Raw genomic sequence first — 16,900 nt, 5'->3', positions numbered from 1 at the left:
CTTGTCTCCTACCGTCTGACACTACGAGGATCGAGGGCATCGCGCAAGCCATCTCCTAATAAATTAAATGCCAGCACTGTAACAATAATTAATATCGCGGGAGGCCAAACCAACCAAGGTTGTAGCACTAAAATTGAGGCATTTGTTGCTAAAGAGAGCAAATTGCCCCAAGATGGATCGGGTTGCTGAATGCCCAATCCGATTAGACTTAACACCGATTCTGCCGCAATAAATCCAGGTACGGATAGAGTCGCTGAGATGATGATATACGTTGCTGTTTGAGGCAGAACGTGACGGATGATGATGTAGAAAGGATCGCCACCCATAGCTTTAGCTGCTTGAACGAATTCTCGCTCTTTAATCGATAGAACTTGTCCGCGAATGACTCGCGCCAGTCCAGACCAACTGATAAAAGAAGTAATTAAAACAATCAGCATAAATCGCTGAGCGCTACTTAGTCCTGGTGGTAAAACTGCTGCCAAAGCAACCAATAGATAAAGACCAGGAATCGTCATTAAGACTTCTACAAGACGCATGATGATGCTATCGATCCAGCCACCAAAATAGCCAGAAATACCGCCGACAATCATGCCGAGGGGAAAAGAGATAGCGACTCCGATTAAACCAACGCTGAGGCTAACGCGCCCCCCATGTAACAGGCGGCTAAATTGATCGCGTCCCTGTTCGTCAGTTCCCAACAAGTTAAATTTAGCCCCAGTTGTACCGAATAAATGTAGGTTAACAGGAATGCCACTAAATACTTCCACTTCTTCAAAATTATTGCCCAGTGGTAAGCTGAGACGAAATAGTTGGTAGCGATCGCCTGCAACAAACAAGCGGAACCAAGCAGGCTTAGTCCGGTCTACAATCAGTTGGCGATCGCCTGTATTTAAATCTGTCTTACCTTGAGTCGTAGGGTAAACGTGAGGTCCAACAAATTGCCCTTGTGTATTCTGCCAATAAATTTGTGTGGGTGGCAGCAGGGAACCATTAGCTTGAGACTCATAAGGGTCGTAGGGTGCGACAAAATCAGCAGCGAAAACTGCAATGTAAAAAATGAGTAGCAGAATCGCCCCAAAGCGGGCGAGGGGATTCTTTTTAAGTCTTTGCCACCAGTTCATGATTGGGGAGGAGAGTAGGGGTGCACAGCCGTGCGCCCTTGTAGCCAGTTAAATCTGTATTTTAAGCTAAATACAAAATTTCACCTTATTCCACATCTTTAATTCGAGTTTTCCGTTCCAAAATTTCCTTCAATACCAACGTCACTACAGCCAACAGTGCTAATAGTACAGCAGCAGAGTAGGCAGCTTCAGTTTCATACTGCTTGTAAGCATCTTCAACAAATAGCGGTAAACTTTGGGTTTTTCCCGAAATATTTCCCGAAACCACCGAAACCGCCCCAAATTCGCCCATAGCTCTCGCATTAGTCAAAATTAAGCCGTAGAGTAAACCCCATCGGATATTGGGTAAGGTGACGCGCCAAAAGATCTGCCAGTCGTTCGCCCCTAGAGTCTTGGCAGCCTCTTCTTGATCTGACCCTAATTCCTCCAATACGGGAATCACCTCACGGGCAACAAACGGCATACTCACGAACGCTGTTGCCAAAACCATACCTGGAAAGGCAAAGATAATATTCAGCCCGCGATCTTGCAACCATCCACCAAACCATCCTTGTCGTCCGTAGAGCAAGACAATCATCAGACCTGCAACTACAGGCGAGATGGAAAAGGGCAGATCGATCAAACTCAAAACAAAAGCACGACCTGGAAATCGATGACGGGTCAGCGCCCAAGCCGCACATAATCCAAAAACTGTATTCAGCGGTAAGGCGATCGCGGCTAACATTACAGTTAATTGGACGGCATGGAGAAACTCCGGTCGAGTCAGGTTAGCAAAAAATGGACCAACTCCTCTGCTAAAAGCTTGGATGAAGACGTTTAAGGCAGGGATGTAAAGCACTAAACTGACATAGGCGATCGCGACGACAATCAAAATTGTTGGAACCCAACTCTTTTGTTCCCTGGACTTAGCTTTGCTATTATTCATCCGAGAATTCATATCCTTCCTAGTCGTCATACCGTCTTCCCCAAGCCTGCAAAAGATTAATCAACAGCAGCAACACTAATGAAATCAACAGCAACACCGTACCGATGACAGTTGCACCAGAGTAATCATATTGCTCTAAGCGTTGAAAAATCAGTACGGGTGCAATTAAATCTTTAAAAGGCGTGTTGGAGGAAATAATTACGGTTGAGCCATACTCTCCTACAGCACGGGAGAAACCCAAAGCCACACCAGTCAAGATTGCTGGAAATAGAGGTGGTAAAATCACCCGCACAAAAGTTTGCCACCGATCTGCCCCTAAAGACCAAGCAGCTTCTTCAATTTCTCTTTCCATTTCTTGCATGACAGGTTGCACTGTCCGTACCACAAAAGGTAGCGAAATAAAAATCATGGCTACCCATACGCCCAAACGGGTGAAGGACACTTTAATTCCCAAAGGAGCAAGCAAAGAGCCAATCCAGCCATTATTGCTATACACTGTTGCCAGCGTTAGCCCTGCTACCGAAGTTGGTAAGGCAAAGGGCAAATCGATCGAAGCGTCAATTAATCTTTTGAAGGGAAATGTGTAGCGCACTAAAACCCAGGCAATCAGAGTGCCAAAAAGTCCATTCATCAAAGCCGCCAAGATTGATGTCACAAATGTGACGTTGTATGTTGCCAGCGCCACGGGACTAGTAGCAATGCGCCAAAAGTTAACAGGACCTTCTGTACTCGCTTTGAGGAACATTGCCGCAATGGGAAGGAATAACATCACTGTGAGATATCCCAGCGTAATGCGCCACGTCCAAGGCATATGAAACAACCATTGCCGCAACTTTTGAGCTACTGAATTGCGAAAACCAAATCGAGGTGCAGGAGATACAGCCATCTGAAAAGTTAAAAGTCAAAAGTTAAAAGTTAAGAATCAAGAATCAGGAGTCGTAGGGGCGGGTTTATTCGCGTTAGCTGTCGCTAGACGGATATGTTCTCCGTCAAACCCGCCCGAAAAGGAGTCAGAAGAATGTATGTAAAATTTCTTCCACGCACCACGCAACAATTAACGATTAATTTTGGCTTGAATTTGGTCGAAAACTGCTCCGTCTTCAAAGAATTTAGCTTGGACTGCGTTCCATCCCCCAAAGTCCTTCACCGATCCGAGATTTTGCACTTTGGGATATTTGTCAGTATTTTCCTTGGTTTGAGCTACTGTCTCGTCCACGGGTCGAAATCCGACTTTGGCAAACTCTTGCTGAGCTTCGGGTGTAAATAGGTATTTCACGAAAGCTTCGGCGACTTCGCGACTGCCGTGCTTGTCTACATTTTTATCCACTACAGCGATGGGATTGTCGATGGAAATATTGACATCGGGAATGATATAAGCAACGTTCTCGCCGCCTCTTTGCTGTGCTAGAAGAATTTCGTTTTCGTAGTTAATTAAAGCATCTCCCTGCCCTTGCTTGAAAAAGACATCAGTTGCTTCTCGCGCATCTTTAGTTAAAATTGGCACGTTGCCATAAACTTTGCTCACAAAGTCGAGTGCTTGTTCTTCGCTTGCACCAGTTTTGATGGCAGAATTCCACAGCGTCAGGAAATTCCAACGGGCAATGCCGGAAGTCTTCGGGTCGGCTGTAATCAGGCTGACTCCATCTTTGGCTAAATCTGCCCAAGTCTTAATACCTTTGGGGTTATCTGGACGAGTGACTAATGCGGCAACAGATTTAGAGACAATGCCATTATCGGGAACTTCTTTTTCCCATCCTGGTTCGATCAGTCCCGCTTTCTCGATCCGGCTCGTGTCGAGGGCAAGGGCTAAGTGAACGATATCTGCTTCCAAACCATCAATCACGGCGCGAGTTTGGGAACCAGAGCCACCATAGCTCGTCTTGAAGGTCACGTTTTGATTATGTTCTTGCTTCCACTGCTCGACAAATTTAGGAACGATCGCATCGTGAGCGGCTTTGGTGACGGCAAAGGAAACGAGAGTCAGTTCCACATCCTGCTTATTTGCCGCTACAGGACTAGCAGCAGGATTTTGAGCAGAATTACTACCATTACCACTACAAGCGGCGATCGCCACGCTCAAACTCACCCCAACTAAAAATAGCGATGCCAAGCTTTTGACCGAATTCCACCTGAGTCTACCAAGCTGCTCAACCGCCCGCTGCCATTGCTTCCAGGTCTGCTGCCACCACCTCATGTCATTGTCTCCTAATAATCTACGAATCTTTGGTAGAACTACCGTATTTAATCTATCTGGTCATAGATATTACAGAGTCAAACCGAAAAAAGCAAGAAAAATCCTCGTTCTCCGAGCGAGAATGTGGGGTTTATAGACAATGGATGAAGATTTGAGCACGATTGCTAATGGCTAATAGTTAATTATTCGCGACTATTAGCCACTCTTCTCAAGAGCTGTTCAGTTGACGATTCTTTTGCTAAAAACGCTAAGGGCTAGTGCAACGACGCACTAGCCCTTAGTTTCTAATTCCATAGCCCTTTTAATCGTTATCCCATTGTTCTCTACCAATCAGATCGCCGATGCGATCGCGTAGCAAGAAATCACATTGCTCTAATTCGCACTCTATGCAAACCCATTCCCGTGCTGGAATGTACTGACACAGAGTATAGATTGGCTGCTGGCGGCTAACCAATCCTTTTTGGACCAACTGACGGGCTTCATCTTGGATTACGTCCAAAGAATATCGGATTGGTGGCACCGTATTTACACTCATAGTTTTAACCTAAGTTTCGATCGGGGTATCGGATGTGTTGTTCTCTCAAGGTGGCAGATGAGTAAATAATTAATTGAAGTTGAAAATTTTGTAGTTGACTATACTGAAATTATCCCTATTTTGACGTTATATCATTCAACTATATATTAACAAATATTGAGACAGTCAACAATTCTTGACAAAATGTTCGCCACCTGTCTATGCTTGAACTTTTTCAAGAGCTGGTGCATAGCCCTTTTAATCCTATATTTTTTGGTTTAGGAATGGGTTAAGGTTTTGTCATATCTAACTCAGGTGAGATAAAAGAGTCAAAAAAATCTATCTTAAGATAGAGAACTAAATCGACCTAGCAAACAACGCGGACAAGGAAACTGCTTGAGCTGTTGGCATTTGCCCGTAAGAGAAAGCATAAGGAATAGACGGTAGCATAGGCAGCAACTGCTGGAGGACATACGGACTACCGTAAACTACCAGTGCTTGAAGATTACCTGAAGCTAATAATTTCTTAACCCACACCTGTCCTACTTGGGCGATTCCAGCACTGCCGCGAAAAGGATTACCGCGAATGAACAGCTGGAGTAAAGTTGGGCAATCGTCATCAGTCTCAAAAACAACAGGGGTATGGCGATCGCAAAGCTGTGTTGTATAGCCGTGTAAAGTAGGGAGAGCGATCGCAGGTGCTTTGCGGTGCAAGAAATCGCATCCAAGCAACTCATCGACCACAATCAAATTCCGCAAATTTTGTGACTCTGAGGCAGATGCTGCTGGCATCACTGGCATCAAAGGCACATTTCCCCCTACAACCTGGGAAGCACTTAAAATCTCATTCACGACCGCAAAAGCTTCCGGTTTAGCCAACTCAAAAATTGTCTCCCTTGTCTCCCCCCTCTCCCTTGTCTCCCCTGTCTCCCCTGTCTCCCCCCTCTCCCCTGTCTCCCCTGTCTCCCTTGTCTCCCTTGTCTCCCCTGTCTCCCCCCTCTCCCTTGTCTCCCCTGTCTCCCCCCTCTCCCTTGTCTTTCTTCCCTGCTCCCAGCTCGTCCCTGCTCCCTGCTCCCTATTTTCGCCGCTAACCTGTAACTTAGCCTTCCAGATCCGCTCTACAGAAGCACGAATTCGCTCTTTGGAGATGCGTCCGGTTTCAACAGCAGTACAGACAGCTTGAATTGCGCCTTCAGGATCGACTGGCATCAGTAAAATATCTGCTCCAGCTTCCACTGCGAGTACAGGCGCTTCGTTGGCTCCATAGCGATTGGCGATCGCTCCCATAACTAAGGCATCGGTAACAATTAAACCCTCAAAACCCATGTTCTGGCGTAGCTGTTGCGTCAAAATGTGCGATGAGAGGGTAGCAGGATGTTCTGCATCCCAACTGGGTATAAGTAAATGGGCGCTCATCACCGCATCTACCCCAGCCGCGATCGCCGCTTGGAAAGGTGGTAGTTCGATTTCTGCCAATCTTGCCGGAGAATGAGGAATGACTGGTAAATCTAAATGAGAATCAGCAGCCGTGTCCCCATGCCCAGGAAAATGCTTAGCTGCTGTGAGTACGGGATAAGATTTTGCCCCTTGAATATAGGCACTAGCTAGCTGGCTGACGATCGCTGGATTGTCGCCAAAGGAACGGACGTTAATTACAGGATTGTCAGGGTTGTTGTTGACATCTACTACAGGAGCAAGCACCCAGTTAATTCCAACTGCTAAGGCTTCTTGAGCGGTAACTGCCCCCATTTGAGCTGCATACGTTTGGGCGAGACTGAGGTTGTGGGATGCGATCGCTCCTATTGCCATTGGTGGAGGAAACCAAGTCGCACCAGCAAAACGCTGTCCTACCCCTTCCTCAATATCAGCGGCAATCAATAACGGAATTGTCGCCCAGGATTGCAATTGTTGCGTTTTTAAAGCGATTTCTGCTGCACTTCCACCCAACAGGATCGCACCACCTACACCTAGTTCTACCAACCGCTTGAGCTTATCTGTAGTTGGTTCCCAGCTAGGATAGAGAATCTGGTGGTCGAACAAGTAGCCAGAAGCTCTCACCACAAGCATCTGAGCCACTAGTTCTGTCAAGGAAAGAGAATCGAGATTAGGTAGCGATCGCATGAACGGGGATTATGGATTGCGGATTAGGGGTTAGGTTGATAGTTGAAGGTTAACACTCAATTCTCAACTGTCAACTACCAACTACCAACTACCCATTACCCATTACCCATTACCCATTACCATCGTCACCGCCAAGTTGGAGTTGGGGTAACCGTACCATTAGGCATGATTGTCGCTCTATATCTTGCCCCTCGTGAATTGACTAAATCCATAATTGCTCCTCTGAGGTTAGCACCTTCTAAGTTAGCAGCCATTAAACCAGCACCAGTCAAGTTCGAGTTGACAAGAACAGCAGACTTGAGGTTTGCGCCAATCAGTAATGTCTCAAATAAATTAGCACTTGAAATATTTGCTGTCTCCAGATTTGCATCGCTTAAATCTGCACCTGCCAGAATAGAACGAGATAAGTTAGCACCTTGAAGATTGGCATTACGCAAATTGGCTCGGCTGAGGTTTAAGTTATTCAGGGGTGCGTTACTTAAGTCACATCGAGGACAAGCATTTGTCCGTTTTAATTGTGCTAGGTCTTGGGGATTATAAGCCTGAGCTGAAGCCATGAAACAAAGAGGAGCTAGCAAAGTAACGGTAGCAAGAATCGAAATTTTCATTGTCTAGATAACTTAATAATCATGTGTTGATGATTTGTGGCTGCTGGAGCCAGGCATAATAATTCGCGCTCCCGACTCAAAATCAGAGCGCCTCAAATAGTTCGGTTTAACAGAGTTGCTCAGAAGCAAGACTCTAATTATAAGATTCCCAAATCTGCTCCTTTGTTTCCCTTTTTAGCCGTAGTAACTAGGTTCATTACCAGGTTTCCACTTAATATTGCATCCAACACTAGGCTTTTGCTCGGTAGGCACGGGACGCGAGGCAAGAATTGCATCAATAGCAGCTCGTAAATCCGCACCCGTTACAGGCTTACCATTACTAGGACGGCTATCATCTAACTGTCCGCGATAAACTAATTTTTGCCCTGCATCGAACAAAAAGAAATCTGGAGTGCAAGCAGCAGTATAAGCCTTAGCTGTTTCCTGGCTCGCGTCATAGCATACGGGGAATGGCAAATCTAATTCCACTGCCATTGCTTTGAGCTTTTCTGGAGCATCATCGGGGTAGTTGTGAATATCATTGGCACTAATAGCAACCATCCCTACATTTTGGTGATTGTAATCTTTACCGAGTTGTGCTAGTTCCGTTTTAACGTGTTTGACAAAAGGGCAATGCTGACAGATAAACATCACTAGCAAAGCCTGTTTGCCAGCAAATGTAGATAAAGAGATCGTGTCGCCAGAAACAACATCTGGAAGTTGAAAATCTGGGGCAAGAGTCCCCAGTGGCAACATAGTAGAAGCTGTTAAAGCCATAACTTAAGAACTCATAAGTTAAAATTCTCTATTACTCATTTTCTGGATGATAACCAATCGCTGTTAAAGTACAGGGGGTGTAAAGTACAGTAGTTTTCAGCAAGAGCGCTCGAATTAGCTCACACTTATCGTCTCCAGATTTAAAATCTTACAGTAAAAGATATTACAAGATTTAGTGTTGTGCGATGCCTGCGGCAACTAATTCTACACAAAAAATCAGTACATTCGATTCAGAATGCGATCGCGCCCGAGTCAATCGTGGGTGACTTTTTATGGTGATGTTGGTTGCGCTTGAGGCTGATTTGGCGGCTGATTTTGGGGTTGTTGGGTGTTTTGCGGCTGCTGTTGTGCTTTCAGGGCTTCTTGAGCCGTCATCCCCTCACCGCCATTACCAAAAAACCAAATTGCTGATGCAGCTTCGGCGCGGGTAACGGGTTTTTTCGGCTGTAACAGCGTGGTATATCCAAAAACCCTGCGAATATTTGACTGCTCTCCGTTTTGAAAATCTGCAATTACCGCACGTAAAGCTTTGGGATCGATCCGCGCTGCATCTTGGAATCCCCATGATTCTTTGACAGCCTCTAAGGAGGCGTTAGGCAAGGCTTGGCGGGTATCTAGAGGGACTTTCCAAAGAATCAACTGTTCCCGCGTTAACGGGGCATCAGGACGGAATAAAACTGCCGTTCCGTCTCCTGACAAGGAACTAGGAATTAAACCTGCTTCCGCGAGTCCCTGGATAACGGAGAAATCGGGATCGTTTCGCGGTACATCTCGAAATGCTGGTTGAGCTGCGGCTGATGCGGCTCGAATTTGTAGTGCTGGACGAGTGGCTTGAATGCGGTTATTAGCTTCAAACAACCAACGAGCAAATTCCCGGCGGCTGACGATCTTGCTTGGATTGAACTGGCGGACGGGATCGGCTTGGCTGCTTTTGGCGTTAGTTGGTTCGAGGGGCAATACACCCAAAGCTGCCAGATCTGTAATATATTGTTGCAATTCTTGAGGAGCTTGGCTCAGGTCGTTGAAGCTTCGCTCGGCTGTGTCAGAAGTGACTGAGTTGCCTGTCTGTGTCTGAGCTGAGTTTTCCCCGCTGGTTTGGGGTGAGGGTGTAGGAGTGGCGGCTGTAGCTGGAGCATTTCGCTGATACTGAATGGTAAATTCCGTGCTAGCAGCAGGATCTATTCCAGGGTTCGGCTGGTTGGGTGTAGGAGTCGCATTAGGCGGAGGGGTAGATGTCGTTCTTGGCGCGATCGCAATTTTTACTAACAGATCGTTCCGTCGCGCCTCAATCGTCGTGTTATCTGTTTCTCCCCCCGATGGCGGATTGACAATTTGCCAGTTATTCGACTGAAATTCTTTTTGGTAAAAGCTTTGCACGACGTTGATCGGATCGCCAGTTACCCACCGAGTTTCTGGCGGAGAAGACTCGTTTTCCGCTGGTACAGATGCCACTAACTGAGCCTCGGGATAGCGCGGAATTTCTGAAGGGAAGTCAGATGGTAGCTGGGCGATCGCCCCATTTGGCTGATTTTGCCGAGCTGAATCGGTGGATGGCGCAGAAGTGCCAGAATTACTAAACGGTCGATTGGTCTCCAACTCAGGATCGGCAGCTAAAGTGCGCTCCAACTGCTGAGCGTTAGGACTATTGGCGCAGGCAGTTACAGCCAGCAATAAGCAGGTTAAACTAGCTAATCGAGCGCTTTTTGAAAACAACACGGTTTTTCAGTATATGTACTAGTTTTACGCTAGCGTAGGACTGCCCAATATCTGTAATTCTACGCTCCTTAACATCTTAGCTATATGCAAAAACTAAAATAGATATTAAATTTAAGAGGAGGCTGATTTATAATCCGCTATGGCTACTTCTTTGACCTCTCACTAAGCGTTACCTGTTAGTTGCCCGTGCTGAAACAAGATTGCATGCAGGTTTCTTCTGAACAGCCGACCTCGACTGAAGCTAGGCTTCAACTACTGCTATTTGTAGATGAGCGTCCCAGTTCGCGACAGCAAATACAGCAAATTCGTCGTTATCTCAAGCAGCTACAAGCTGAGTATCCGTTTGAATTACAGATTGTTAATGTCGGGGAACAACCGTATCTAGCAGAACACTTCAAACTGGTGGCTACACCAGCTTTGATCAAAATTTATCCAGAACCAAGACAAATTCTGGCTGGAAGTAATTTGATCGAGCAACTAAGTAACTGGTGGCTGCGGTGGCAGCAATCAGCTGAGGCTCAGGCAAATTTGGTAGCAGAGTTAGCCGAAACCTCAACGAAACCGAAGGATTTAGAAAACTTAAACAACTCGGGCAATTACGGTACTTCCAATGTCACCGCAATTCGTTCTGTAGCTGATTCGGTAGAAGTAATTCGGCTTTCCGATGAAGTCTTTCGCCTCAAACGCGAGCAGGAGAGGTTATTGGAGCAGCTTCAGTTTAAAGATCGAATTATTGCAATGGTAGCGCACGACCTGCGCAATCCTCTGACCGCTGTGTCTATTGCTGTAGAAACTCTCGAAGCTCAATTTCTATCGACTAAAAAGGGGGGTTTTTCTGCATCGCCTGCTTTATTAACCCAGTTGTTCAAACAAGCCCGCAGCCAAGCTAAGATTATCGATCGCATGATTGCGAGTTTGTTACAGGTAACGCGGGGTTCTAGTGCCGAACTACAAATTCAACCCCACAAGCTAGATTTGATCGAGTTATACCAAGATGTAGAAGCACATATCCAAGACCGCGCTTTTACCAAATCGCAATCTATCCAAACCGATCTTCCTAACGATTTACCTGCGGTTTATGCCGACCGGGAAAGGGTAAGGCAAGTCTTGATCAACTTGCTTGACAATGCGATGAAGTATACTCCTGAAGGAGGTACGATCCGCATTTCTTGCCTGCACCGCACAACGCAGAAGGTACAAGTCAGCGTTTGCGATACTGGACCTGGAATTCCTGAAGAAAATTACGATCGCATCTTTGAAGAGCGGTTCCGCCTCAAGCGCGATGAAGCTAAAGATGGTTATGGTATCGGTTTAGCTTTGTGTCAACGGATTATTAGAGCGCACTACGGGCAAATTTGGGTAGACTCAGCCCCTAATGGAGGCAGTTGTTTCCATTTCACGTTGCCGGTTTATTCTTTGTAGTGAGTAGGGGCGCACGGGTGTGCGCCCCTACTCATTATTTATAATCTTTTATTGCAGCAATAATCTGCACGTTAGCCGCAGGAAAGTTGTATTGTTCAATTTCATCTAGAGTTACCCAACGGATCTCCGCACACTCGATCGGCTGAGGGACTCCACCCAAATAATGACAGTGGTGTACTGCTAGCGTTACGCGCAAATGAGAGTAGTCGTGTTCGATAGTGATGAGGCGATCGCCGACTTCAACTTCTACCCCTAACTCTTCCATCAGTTCGCGCCTGATGCATTCTTCTACCGTCTCTCCTGGCTCCAATTTTCCGCCGGGGAATTCCCACAATCCGCCCATTGCCCCCTCTGGGCGACGGCGATCGATTAAAATTTGTTGTTGAGCGTTCCACAGAACGCCCACGCCGATAATTTTATGCGGAATTGAAATGGGTTTTGAAGTCATGGACGGTTTGTTTTACTTATTCCTGTGTCCCGATGACTTCCGTTGCTTCTAGGGACTTTTCAAACATCATGCGTTGTTCGGCATTGCGTAAGAAATAACCACTAATCATTGCTGAAGCGAGTAATCTACCCAAACTTTCACGGTTAGTTGTAATCGTTATACCGAAATTTTCTCCAGGTAAACTACCTAACATACCGATGATATTACGCTCGATCATCTGGAATACTTCAGTAGAGCTAGGCTGGGATAGCTGAGTAATAGCCTCTGGACTTAGCGACTGGACGTATTGCCATAAGGAATCGCTGTCCTTTGATTCTCCTGGGAAAAACTCGGAAACTTGATGTGATGAGTCGTTCACTGATGACCTCCCTTACAGTTCGGTTGCCAAATTGTAACCGATCGACTTGCTGTTAGTGTTGTTTACAATTTAGCCGACAAATAGCGTCTTTATGTAAATTTAATGTAACAGGTAGGCGCGGATATGATAGGTGGCAAAACCGAACTAAATTTGGAGGGTTGTTGCTCCACGAGGGGGATTACAAGTAATTGGTAGTTGGTAGTTGGTAGTTGGTCGTTTTTTCTCCCTCAGCTCCCTCAGCTTTCTTTTCCCCTGCTTCCTAGCTAGCCAAATACTGGTCGAGGTCTGCTTTACGCTTGCGGAGCTTGGTGAGGGCTTCGCGCTCGATTTGGCGTACCCGTTCGCGGCTGATATTGAGGCGATCGCCAATCTTGGCTAACGTCATTGCTTGTCCGTCAGCTAAGCCAAAGCGTAATGATAAAACTTCCCGCTGCTGCGGAGTCAAATCCGCCATCAGCTTCTCAATATCGGTAGATAAGCAGGACTCAGTCACGAATTCTTCTGGGGAAAGACTCGTATCCTCTAATAGTTCGCCCAATTCTGTATCTTGGTTGTCTCCTACCCGCAAATCTAACGATAGTGGTAATCTCGCTCTTTCTAAATACTCGCGTACCTGTTTGGGTGTGAGTTCTAGTGCTGTAGCTAACTCCACGATACTTGGGGCGCGTCCTAGATTTTGAGAGAGTTGACGCTGTGCTTTTTTGATTTTGTTTAATTTTTCTGTAATGTGAATCGGTAGGCGAATGGTTCGTCCTTTTTCGGCGATCGCCCGCGTGATTGCTTGCCGAATCCACCAATAAGCATAAGTAGAAAATCTATAACCTTTAGTTGGGTCAAACTTCTCTACACCCCGCTGCATCCCGATCGTCCCTTCTTGGATTAAATCCAATAAGTCTACGTTACGCTTGATGTACTTTTTAGCGACGGAGACGACTAGTCGCAGGTTAGCTTCTACCATTCTGCGTTTAGCAATTTCTCCTTCGGCGATCGCTGTAGATAAGGCTGTTTTATCTATTCGTGCTGCTTCACTCCACTCTTCTAGGGTTGGTTCGCGCCCCAGCTTTGCAACTAACTCTTCTTGGAGCGCGTACAGGGTGCTGAGTCGCTGCACTTGCTTGCCATATACAATCTCCTGCTCGTGGGTCAGTAATGGAACACGACCAATCTCACGCAAGTAAGTACGTACAAGGTCAGTGGTTGTCTGAGCGGTTTTCATGGCGCTAGGTTTCTTTATCAGTAGTAAGCAGCTGTGTGGAAATAAAAGAGTAACACTTATTTCACTACCAAGCCCTCTGCTGATGAGACAAGCTTTTTCTGTTACGTATCCAGACAGCAGAAGGCTATAGTGTTACAAGAATTGGACAACATCTAGTTGTTTGCGGAAATTTAATTTTAGAGCTGTCTCTACAGGTAGAGCAGCTTTACTACCCTCCAATCGGTCATTGGATCGCTTAAGATTAACATTCTACACTATTAATAATTGTAACATTTCTGAGAGGAAACTGCCACTGCCTGCATTTTCTATCTCAGCTTGAGAGTTGAGTTAGCTCCACGACTTGCCCTCACAGGGCGATCGCACTCCAAAGTTAAACTGTTTCACGCACACAAAAGTTGCATTTTTTAGTCAAAGTTAACTAGTAATTTGACTAATGAATGCATCAGAGGAGACAAAAAACAGTAAATGTTTTAATATTTTGCGTTTTGAGTGACTTAGGTTGATGTAAGGCAGGGAGCAGGGGACAAGGGGAACAAGGGGGACAAGGGGAGAGGGGGGAGACAAGGGGGACAAGGGGGACAAGGGAGAGGGGGGAGACAAGGGGGACAAGGGGGACAAGGGGGACAAGGGGGACAAGGGGGACAAGGGGGACAAGGGGGACAAGGGGGACAAGGGGGACAAGGGGGACAAGGGAGCTGAGAACAGAAACCTGGAATGTCCCTACGATTCGATCTTTAGCTAGCGATCGCTGCAACGGAAGTCATAAACAAAATCTTATAGAGAGAAAAGAGGGAGAGGAGCGAAAAGTTGCTTAGTTGCTTAATTGCAAATTGCGAATAGCAGTTGCTCCCCCAGCTCCCTCAGCTCTCTTCTTTCCCTCACTCCTCACTCCTCACTCCTACCTAGAACCGTTCCCCATAAAACCTAACGTTAGGCTGTCGTGGGCGAGGAAATGCCCTAAGTGATATGCTCTTTCTTCGGTTTCGAGTAGGATTTTCTCGTATAAGTAACGGGTAGCGCGATCGCCTAAACTTTCTGCTTGAGCGGCTTGACGACGGATTAACCCAATAATTGCCTGTTCTGCTGCTAAGTCGTGTTCTACCATTTGACGGCAAGCAAAAACACCGTCTGGTTCTGGCTCGAAGCAGCACATCTGGGCGAGTTGGCTAAAACTAGCTACGGGTACGCCACCCAGTCCATCTAAACGTTCGCCAACATCGTGAACGTGTCCCTGGACTTCTTCATAGCTTTCGCTGAAATACTGATGCAGCATATAGAATTCTGCACCCTCAACAACAAAATGATGTTTTTGGTATTGCAGGTACAAACCCTGAAAGCTAGCAAGAGCAATATTTAATCCTTCGCAAACAGGAGTGGTGACACTGCGATCGAGCAGAATAGGGTTGTCATATACCTGACCGAAGTTCCGTAGAATTGTTGCCTCAGACATGGTTCTCCTCTCTTTGCTGGTTGTGATGCTGTTATCGATAACTCACTGCTACTTTCATTATCGCTCTCTAGTCAAGCTTTAAACAGCGCGAGCGCTATGTATTTCAGTGCTTTTGACTGTTGAGACAACCCTTGATTAAAGAAAGTTTTTTGCAAATATCATGAGAATTATTTGCATTTAGGGTATGCTATTGGGTAAAGTTAAACTGTCGGCAACTAGCACGGCTAGTCACGGCAATAAGATGACGAAATGTAATTTGAGCATCGGAGGGTATGGGGTTGAAGCCGTTAGGTTGCGAACCGGAAGTTAGAGAAATTGTGGAAGTGAAATGGGCAGATAGATGGCAGGTGTATCAACGTTTACAAGAGTTAGAGATTCCTTGTTGGTGCGATGCCGGACAGCCATTAAAAGTTGAGATAGCCGATCCCACAACGGCAGTTCAATTGAGTAGTGTTTTGAGACAATTCACTGCATCTCGCCAAGATTTGGTGTGGTGGTTAAAACAGTGCTGGTAAAACCGTAGATCGAGCATTGGTTGTCGTTCATCCGAAGGTGATAAAGCAATGAGTAGTCGCTTTGGTAAAGAAGTATCGGCTTTTAGCTTAGAGGGAAAATTTCTCAGGTTTGAATTAGAAGATGGCTATAAGCGTAAATATTTGCAAGTTGGCACTTTAGAAGGTGAATATCGAGTCAAACTACCCAAGTATCTGCGTTCACCTATGGAGTTAAACCTGAATTTAGGGGATGTAGTACAAATTTTTGGTGAGAGAAAGTTTGACTATAAAAAAGATTCGCTCAAATTGAAGGCAGAACGAGTGATCGTTATCGATCGCCAACCGCCAGCTATGACTCCTGCTACACCTGTTAAACGACAAACCAAAGCAAAAGCTAGTATCTTAGTGTGTCAGAAGTCTGATTGCGTCAAACGGGGTGCAAACGGAGTTTGTAAAGCATTACAAGCATCTTTGAATGAGCGCGGTTTGGAAAATGAGGTAGAAATTAAGCCTACTGGTTGCCTCAAACAGTGCAAAGCTGGACCAAATGTCGTGGTGATGCCCGATAAAACTAGATATACCCGCGTACAAACCGAGCAGGTTGCAGAATTGATTGACAAGCACTTTACTACAGATGAAAATACTCATAATGAGAATGTGCAGCAATTAGCATTAGTTGGCAATCGAATTTTTCCTGTTAGCTGAGAATTGTGCTAGATGAAAAGATTTACCAACTAAATTTGAGGAGGATCGCTACTGGAGTCTGGGAGAATTTATTACAAATTCTTGGTAGATGGTAAATTGCTCTGGGATACAAAAATATACGTTTATATGTTTGAAAAAATGAAATAATAGTTAAATTATTGAACAAATCTTCAGGTAATGAATCCAGGTGTGGTTGCGGCGATCGCGTATGGGATTTTAGCCATAGTTGGCGGCGCGATTGGCTATAAGCAAGCTCAGAGTCAGGCTTCGCTGATTTCTGGTACTGCTAGCGGGTTATTGCTGATTCTGGGAGGAGTTGCGCGATCTTTTGGTCAAGTCTGGGGTCTCGGGTTAGCTGCTATAGTTACAGCAATATTAGTGATTATTTTTACTACTCGTCTGATAAAAACACGCAAATTCATGCCAACAGGATTAATGACTGTTGTAGGTGTAACAGCGTTGGTAGTTATGTTGAAAAATTTGTAGAGACGCGATCTCGTGCATCTCTACATTGGTTATGAGGTACATTTGGACAAAGTTAATTCTCTTCGCTAGGATCTGATTTATAGCGAATCTTCAGCATCAAAATCATTCCAGCAAAAATAAATGTTACGATATTGGCAGCGATGATAGGAATATCGTGTACGTAAAAGCCGTAAACCAACCACAGAATTATTCCCGTACATAAAACGATGAGCATACTCCAAGAAAGATCGTGAGCTGATTTCGTCTTCCAAGTTTTGACCAACTGGGGTAAGTATGCGATCGTTGTCAGGACTCCTGCAAATAGTCCCAGAGGGGTGATGAAATTAAAATCTTCCATGTTTATGCGTTCTAGTGACAATATCCCCT

General features: G+C 45.7%; 18 protein-coding genes. 4 read left to right on the top strand and 14 right to left on the bottom strand.

Annotated elements, in window-relative coordinates:
- Positions 1-8 precede the first annotated feature (8 nt).
- From CHRO_RS16420 to CHRO_RS16380, 9 genes are all read right to left on the bottom strand, one after another.
- Positions 9-1,121, bottom strand: coding sequence for an ABC transporter permease (locus CHRO_RS16420; protein WP_015155355.1), 1,113 nt, complete (start codon positions 1,119-1,121; stop codon positions 9-11).
- Positions 1,122-1,206: 85 nt separating this feature from the next.
- A complete protein-coding gene (gene cysW / locus CHRO_RS16415; protein ID WP_015155354.1) occupies positions 1,207-2,058 on the bottom strand; it encodes a sulfate ABC transporter permease subunit CysW in 852 nt (283 codons plus the stop codon).
- Positions 2,059-2,065: 7 nt separating this feature from the next.
- A complete protein-coding gene (gene cysT / locus CHRO_RS16410; RefSeq protein ID WP_015155353.1) occupies positions 2,066-2,932 on the bottom strand; it encodes a sulfate ABC transporter permease subunit CysT in 867 nt (288 codons plus the stop codon).
- 168 nt (positions 2,933-3,100) lie between these two features.
- Positions 3,101-4,240, bottom strand: coding sequence for a sulfate ABC transporter substrate-binding protein (locus CHRO_RS16405; RefSeq protein ID WP_015155352.1), 1,140 nt, complete (start codon positions 4,238-4,240; stop codon positions 3,101-3,103).
- Between the two features lie 301 nt (positions 4,241-4,541).
- Positions 4,542-4,775 (bottom strand): DUF4327 family protein, encoded by a 234-nt coding sequence (locus CHRO_RS16400; protein ID WP_015155351.1) that lies wholly within the window; start codon positions 4,773-4,775, stop codon positions 4,542-4,544.
- A 336-nt stretch (positions 4,776-5,111) separates the two neighbouring features.
- A complete protein-coding gene (locus tag CHRO_RS16395) occupies positions 5,112-6,875 on the bottom strand; it encodes a glycoside hydrolase family 3 protein (protein WP_015155350.1) in 1,764 nt (587 codons plus the stop codon).
- A gap of 125 nt (positions 6,876-7,000) precedes the next feature.
- Positions 7,001-7,483: a pentapeptide repeat-containing protein gene (locus CHRO_RS16390; RefSeq protein WP_015155349.1), complete on the bottom strand. Its 483-nt coding sequence runs from the start codon at positions 7,481-7,483 to the stop codon at positions 7,001-7,003.
- A gap of 174 nt (positions 7,484-7,657) precedes the next feature.
- Positions 7,658-8,239, bottom strand: coding sequence for a thioredoxin family protein (locus tag CHRO_RS16385; RefSeq protein ID WP_015155348.1), 582 nt, complete (start codon positions 8,237-8,239; stop codon positions 7,658-7,660).
- A 270-nt stretch (positions 8,240-8,509) separates the two neighbouring features.
- On the bottom strand, positions 8,510-9,955 hold the full coding sequence (locus tag CHRO_RS16380; RefSeq protein ID WP_015155347.1) for an S-layer homology domain-containing protein: 1,446 nt from the start codon (positions 9,953-9,955) through the stop codon (positions 8,510-8,512).
- 186 nt (positions 9,956-10,141) lie between these two features.
- Here CHRO_RS16380 and CHRO_RS16375 point away from each other — a divergent pair, with 186 nt between their 5' ends.
- On the top strand, positions 10,142-11,377 hold the full coding sequence (locus CHRO_RS16375; RefSeq protein WP_181824183.1) for a histidine kinase: 1,236 nt from the start codon (positions 10,142-10,144) through the stop codon (positions 11,375-11,377).
- 34 nt (positions 11,378-11,411) lie between these two features.
- Here the strand turns inward: CHRO_RS16375 and mutT are convergent, their stop codons facing one another.
- The 4 genes from mutT to dpsA all read right to left on the bottom strand — a co-directional run bounded on the left by mutT (position 11,412) and on the right by dpsA (position 14,849).
- Positions 11,412-11,825: an 8-oxo-dGTP diphosphatase MutT gene (gene mutT, locus CHRO_RS16370; protein WP_015155345.1), complete on the bottom strand. Its 414-nt coding sequence runs from the start codon at positions 11,823-11,825 to the stop codon at positions 11,412-11,414.
- 16 nt (positions 11,826-11,841) lie between these two features.
- A complete protein-coding gene (locus tag CHRO_RS16365) occupies positions 11,842-12,183 on the bottom strand; it encodes a DUF760 domain-containing protein (protein WP_015155344.1) in 342 nt (113 codons plus the stop codon).
- Between the two features lie 259 nt (positions 12,184-12,442).
- Complete coding sequence (locus CHRO_RS16360) at positions 12,443-13,399, bottom strand: RNA polymerase sigma factor, RpoD/SigA family (RefSeq protein ID WP_015155343.1); 957 nt, start codon at positions 13,397-13,399, stop codon at positions 12,443-12,445.
- A gap of 898 nt (positions 13,400-14,297) precedes the next feature.
- A complete protein-coding gene (gene dpsA / locus CHRO_RS16350) occupies positions 14,298-14,849 on the bottom strand; it encodes a DNA starvation/stress protection protein DpsA (RefSeq protein WP_015155342.1) in 552 nt (183 codons plus the stop codon).
- Between the two features lie 272 nt (positions 14,850-15,121).
- Between dpsA and CHRO_RS16345 the strand changes: the two genes are divergently transcribed.
- From CHRO_RS16345 to CHRO_RS16335, 3 genes are all read left to right on the top strand, one after another.
- Positions 15,122-15,364 (top strand): Asr1405/Asl0597 family protein, encoded by a 243-nt coding sequence (locus CHRO_RS16345; protein ID WP_015155341.1) that lies wholly within the window; start codon positions 15,122-15,124, stop codon positions 15,362-15,364.
- Between the two features lie 48 nt (positions 15,365-15,412).
- On the top strand, positions 15,413-16,048 hold the full coding sequence (locus CHRO_RS16340; protein WP_015155340.1) for a (2Fe-2S) ferredoxin domain-containing protein: 636 nt from the start codon (positions 15,413-15,415) through the stop codon (positions 16,046-16,048).
- Between the two features lie 177 nt (positions 16,049-16,225).
- Positions 16,226-16,534 carry a TMEM14 family protein gene (locus tag CHRO_RS16335; RefSeq protein WP_015155339.1) on the top strand — a complete coding sequence of 103 codons (309 nt, stop codon included), beginning with the start codon at positions 16,226-16,228 and terminating at the stop codon, positions 16,532-16,534.
- Positions 16,535-16,586: 52 nt separating this feature from the next.
- Here CHRO_RS16335 and CHRO_RS16330 read toward each other — a convergent pair whose 3' ends face one another.
- The gene (locus tag CHRO_RS16330) at positions 16,587-16,871 is read right to left on the bottom strand and encodes a SemiSWEET family sugar transporter (RefSeq protein ID WP_015155338.1); all 285 of its coding nucleotides are present in this window, start codon (positions 16,869-16,871) and stop codon (positions 16,587-16,589) included.
- Between the last annotated feature and the right edge of the window lie 29 nt (positions 16,872-16,900).

It is taken from the genome of Chroococcidiopsis thermalis PCC 7203, from assembly GCF_000317125.1.
Classification (GTDB): domain Bacteria; phylum Cyanobacteriota; class Cyanobacteriia; order Cyanobacteriales; family Chroococcidiopsidaceae; genus Chroococcidiopsis; species Chroococcidiopsis thermalis.
Note: the sequence above shows the minus strand (reverse complement) of the source record. Positions and strands in the feature narration are given on the sequence as shown.

Coding starts and splice junctions, on each gene's coding strand:
- dpsA (WP_015155342.1), bottom strand. CDS start 14,849: ATGTCTGAGGCAACAATTCTACGGAACTTCGGTCAGGTATATGACAAC.
- CHRO_RS16360 (WP_015155343.1), bottom strand. CDS start 13,399: ATGAAAACCGCTCAGACAACCACTGACCTTGTACGTACTTACTTGCGT.
- CHRO_RS16340 (WP_015155340.1), top strand. CDS start 15,413: ATGAGTAGTCGCTTTGGTAAAGAAGTATCGGCTTTTAGCTTAGAGGGA.
- CHRO_RS16330 (WP_015155338.1), bottom strand. CDS start 16,871: ATGGAAGATTTTAATTTCATCACCCCTCTGGGACTATTTGCAGGAGTC.
- CHRO_RS16400 (WP_015155351.1), bottom strand. CDS start 4,775: ATGAGTGTAAATACGGTGCCACCAATCCGATATTCTTTGGACGTAATC.
- CHRO_RS16405 (WP_015155352.1), bottom strand. CDS start 4,240: ATGAGGTGGTGGCAGCAGACCTGGAAGCAATGGCAGCGGGCGGTTGAG.
- CHRO_RS16345 (WP_015155341.1), top strand. CDS start 15,122: ATGGGGTTGAAGCCGTTAGGTTGCGAACCGGAAGTTAGAGAAATTGTG.
- CHRO_RS16420 (WP_015155355.1), bottom strand. CDS start 1,121: ATGAACTGGTGGCAAAGACTTAAAAAGAATCCCCTCGCCCGCTTTGGG.
- cysT (WP_015155353.1), bottom strand. CDS start 2,932: ATGGCTGTATCTCCTGCACCTCGATTTGGTTTTCGCAATTCAGTAGCT.
- CHRO_RS16390 (WP_015155349.1), bottom strand. CDS start 7,483: ATGAAAATTTCGATTCTTGCTACCGTTACTTTGCTAGCTCCTCTTTGT.
- CHRO_RS16335 (WP_015155339.1), top strand. CDS start 16,226: ATGAATCCAGGTGTGGTTGCGGCGATCGCGTATGGGATTTTAGCCATA.
- CHRO_RS16385 (WP_015155348.1), bottom strand. CDS start 8,239: ATGGCTTTAACAGCTTCTACTATGTTGCCACTGGGGACTCTTGCCCCA.
- mutT (WP_015155345.1), bottom strand. CDS start 11,825: ATGACTTCAAAACCCATTTCAATTCCGCATAAAATTATCGGCGTGGGC.
- CHRO_RS16395 (WP_015155350.1), bottom strand. CDS start 6,875: ATGCGATCGCTACCTAATCTCGATTCTCTTTCCTTGACAGAACTAGTG.
- cysW (WP_015155354.1), bottom strand. CDS start 2,058: ATGAATTCTCGGATGAATAATAGCAAAGCTAAGTCCAGGGAACAAAAG.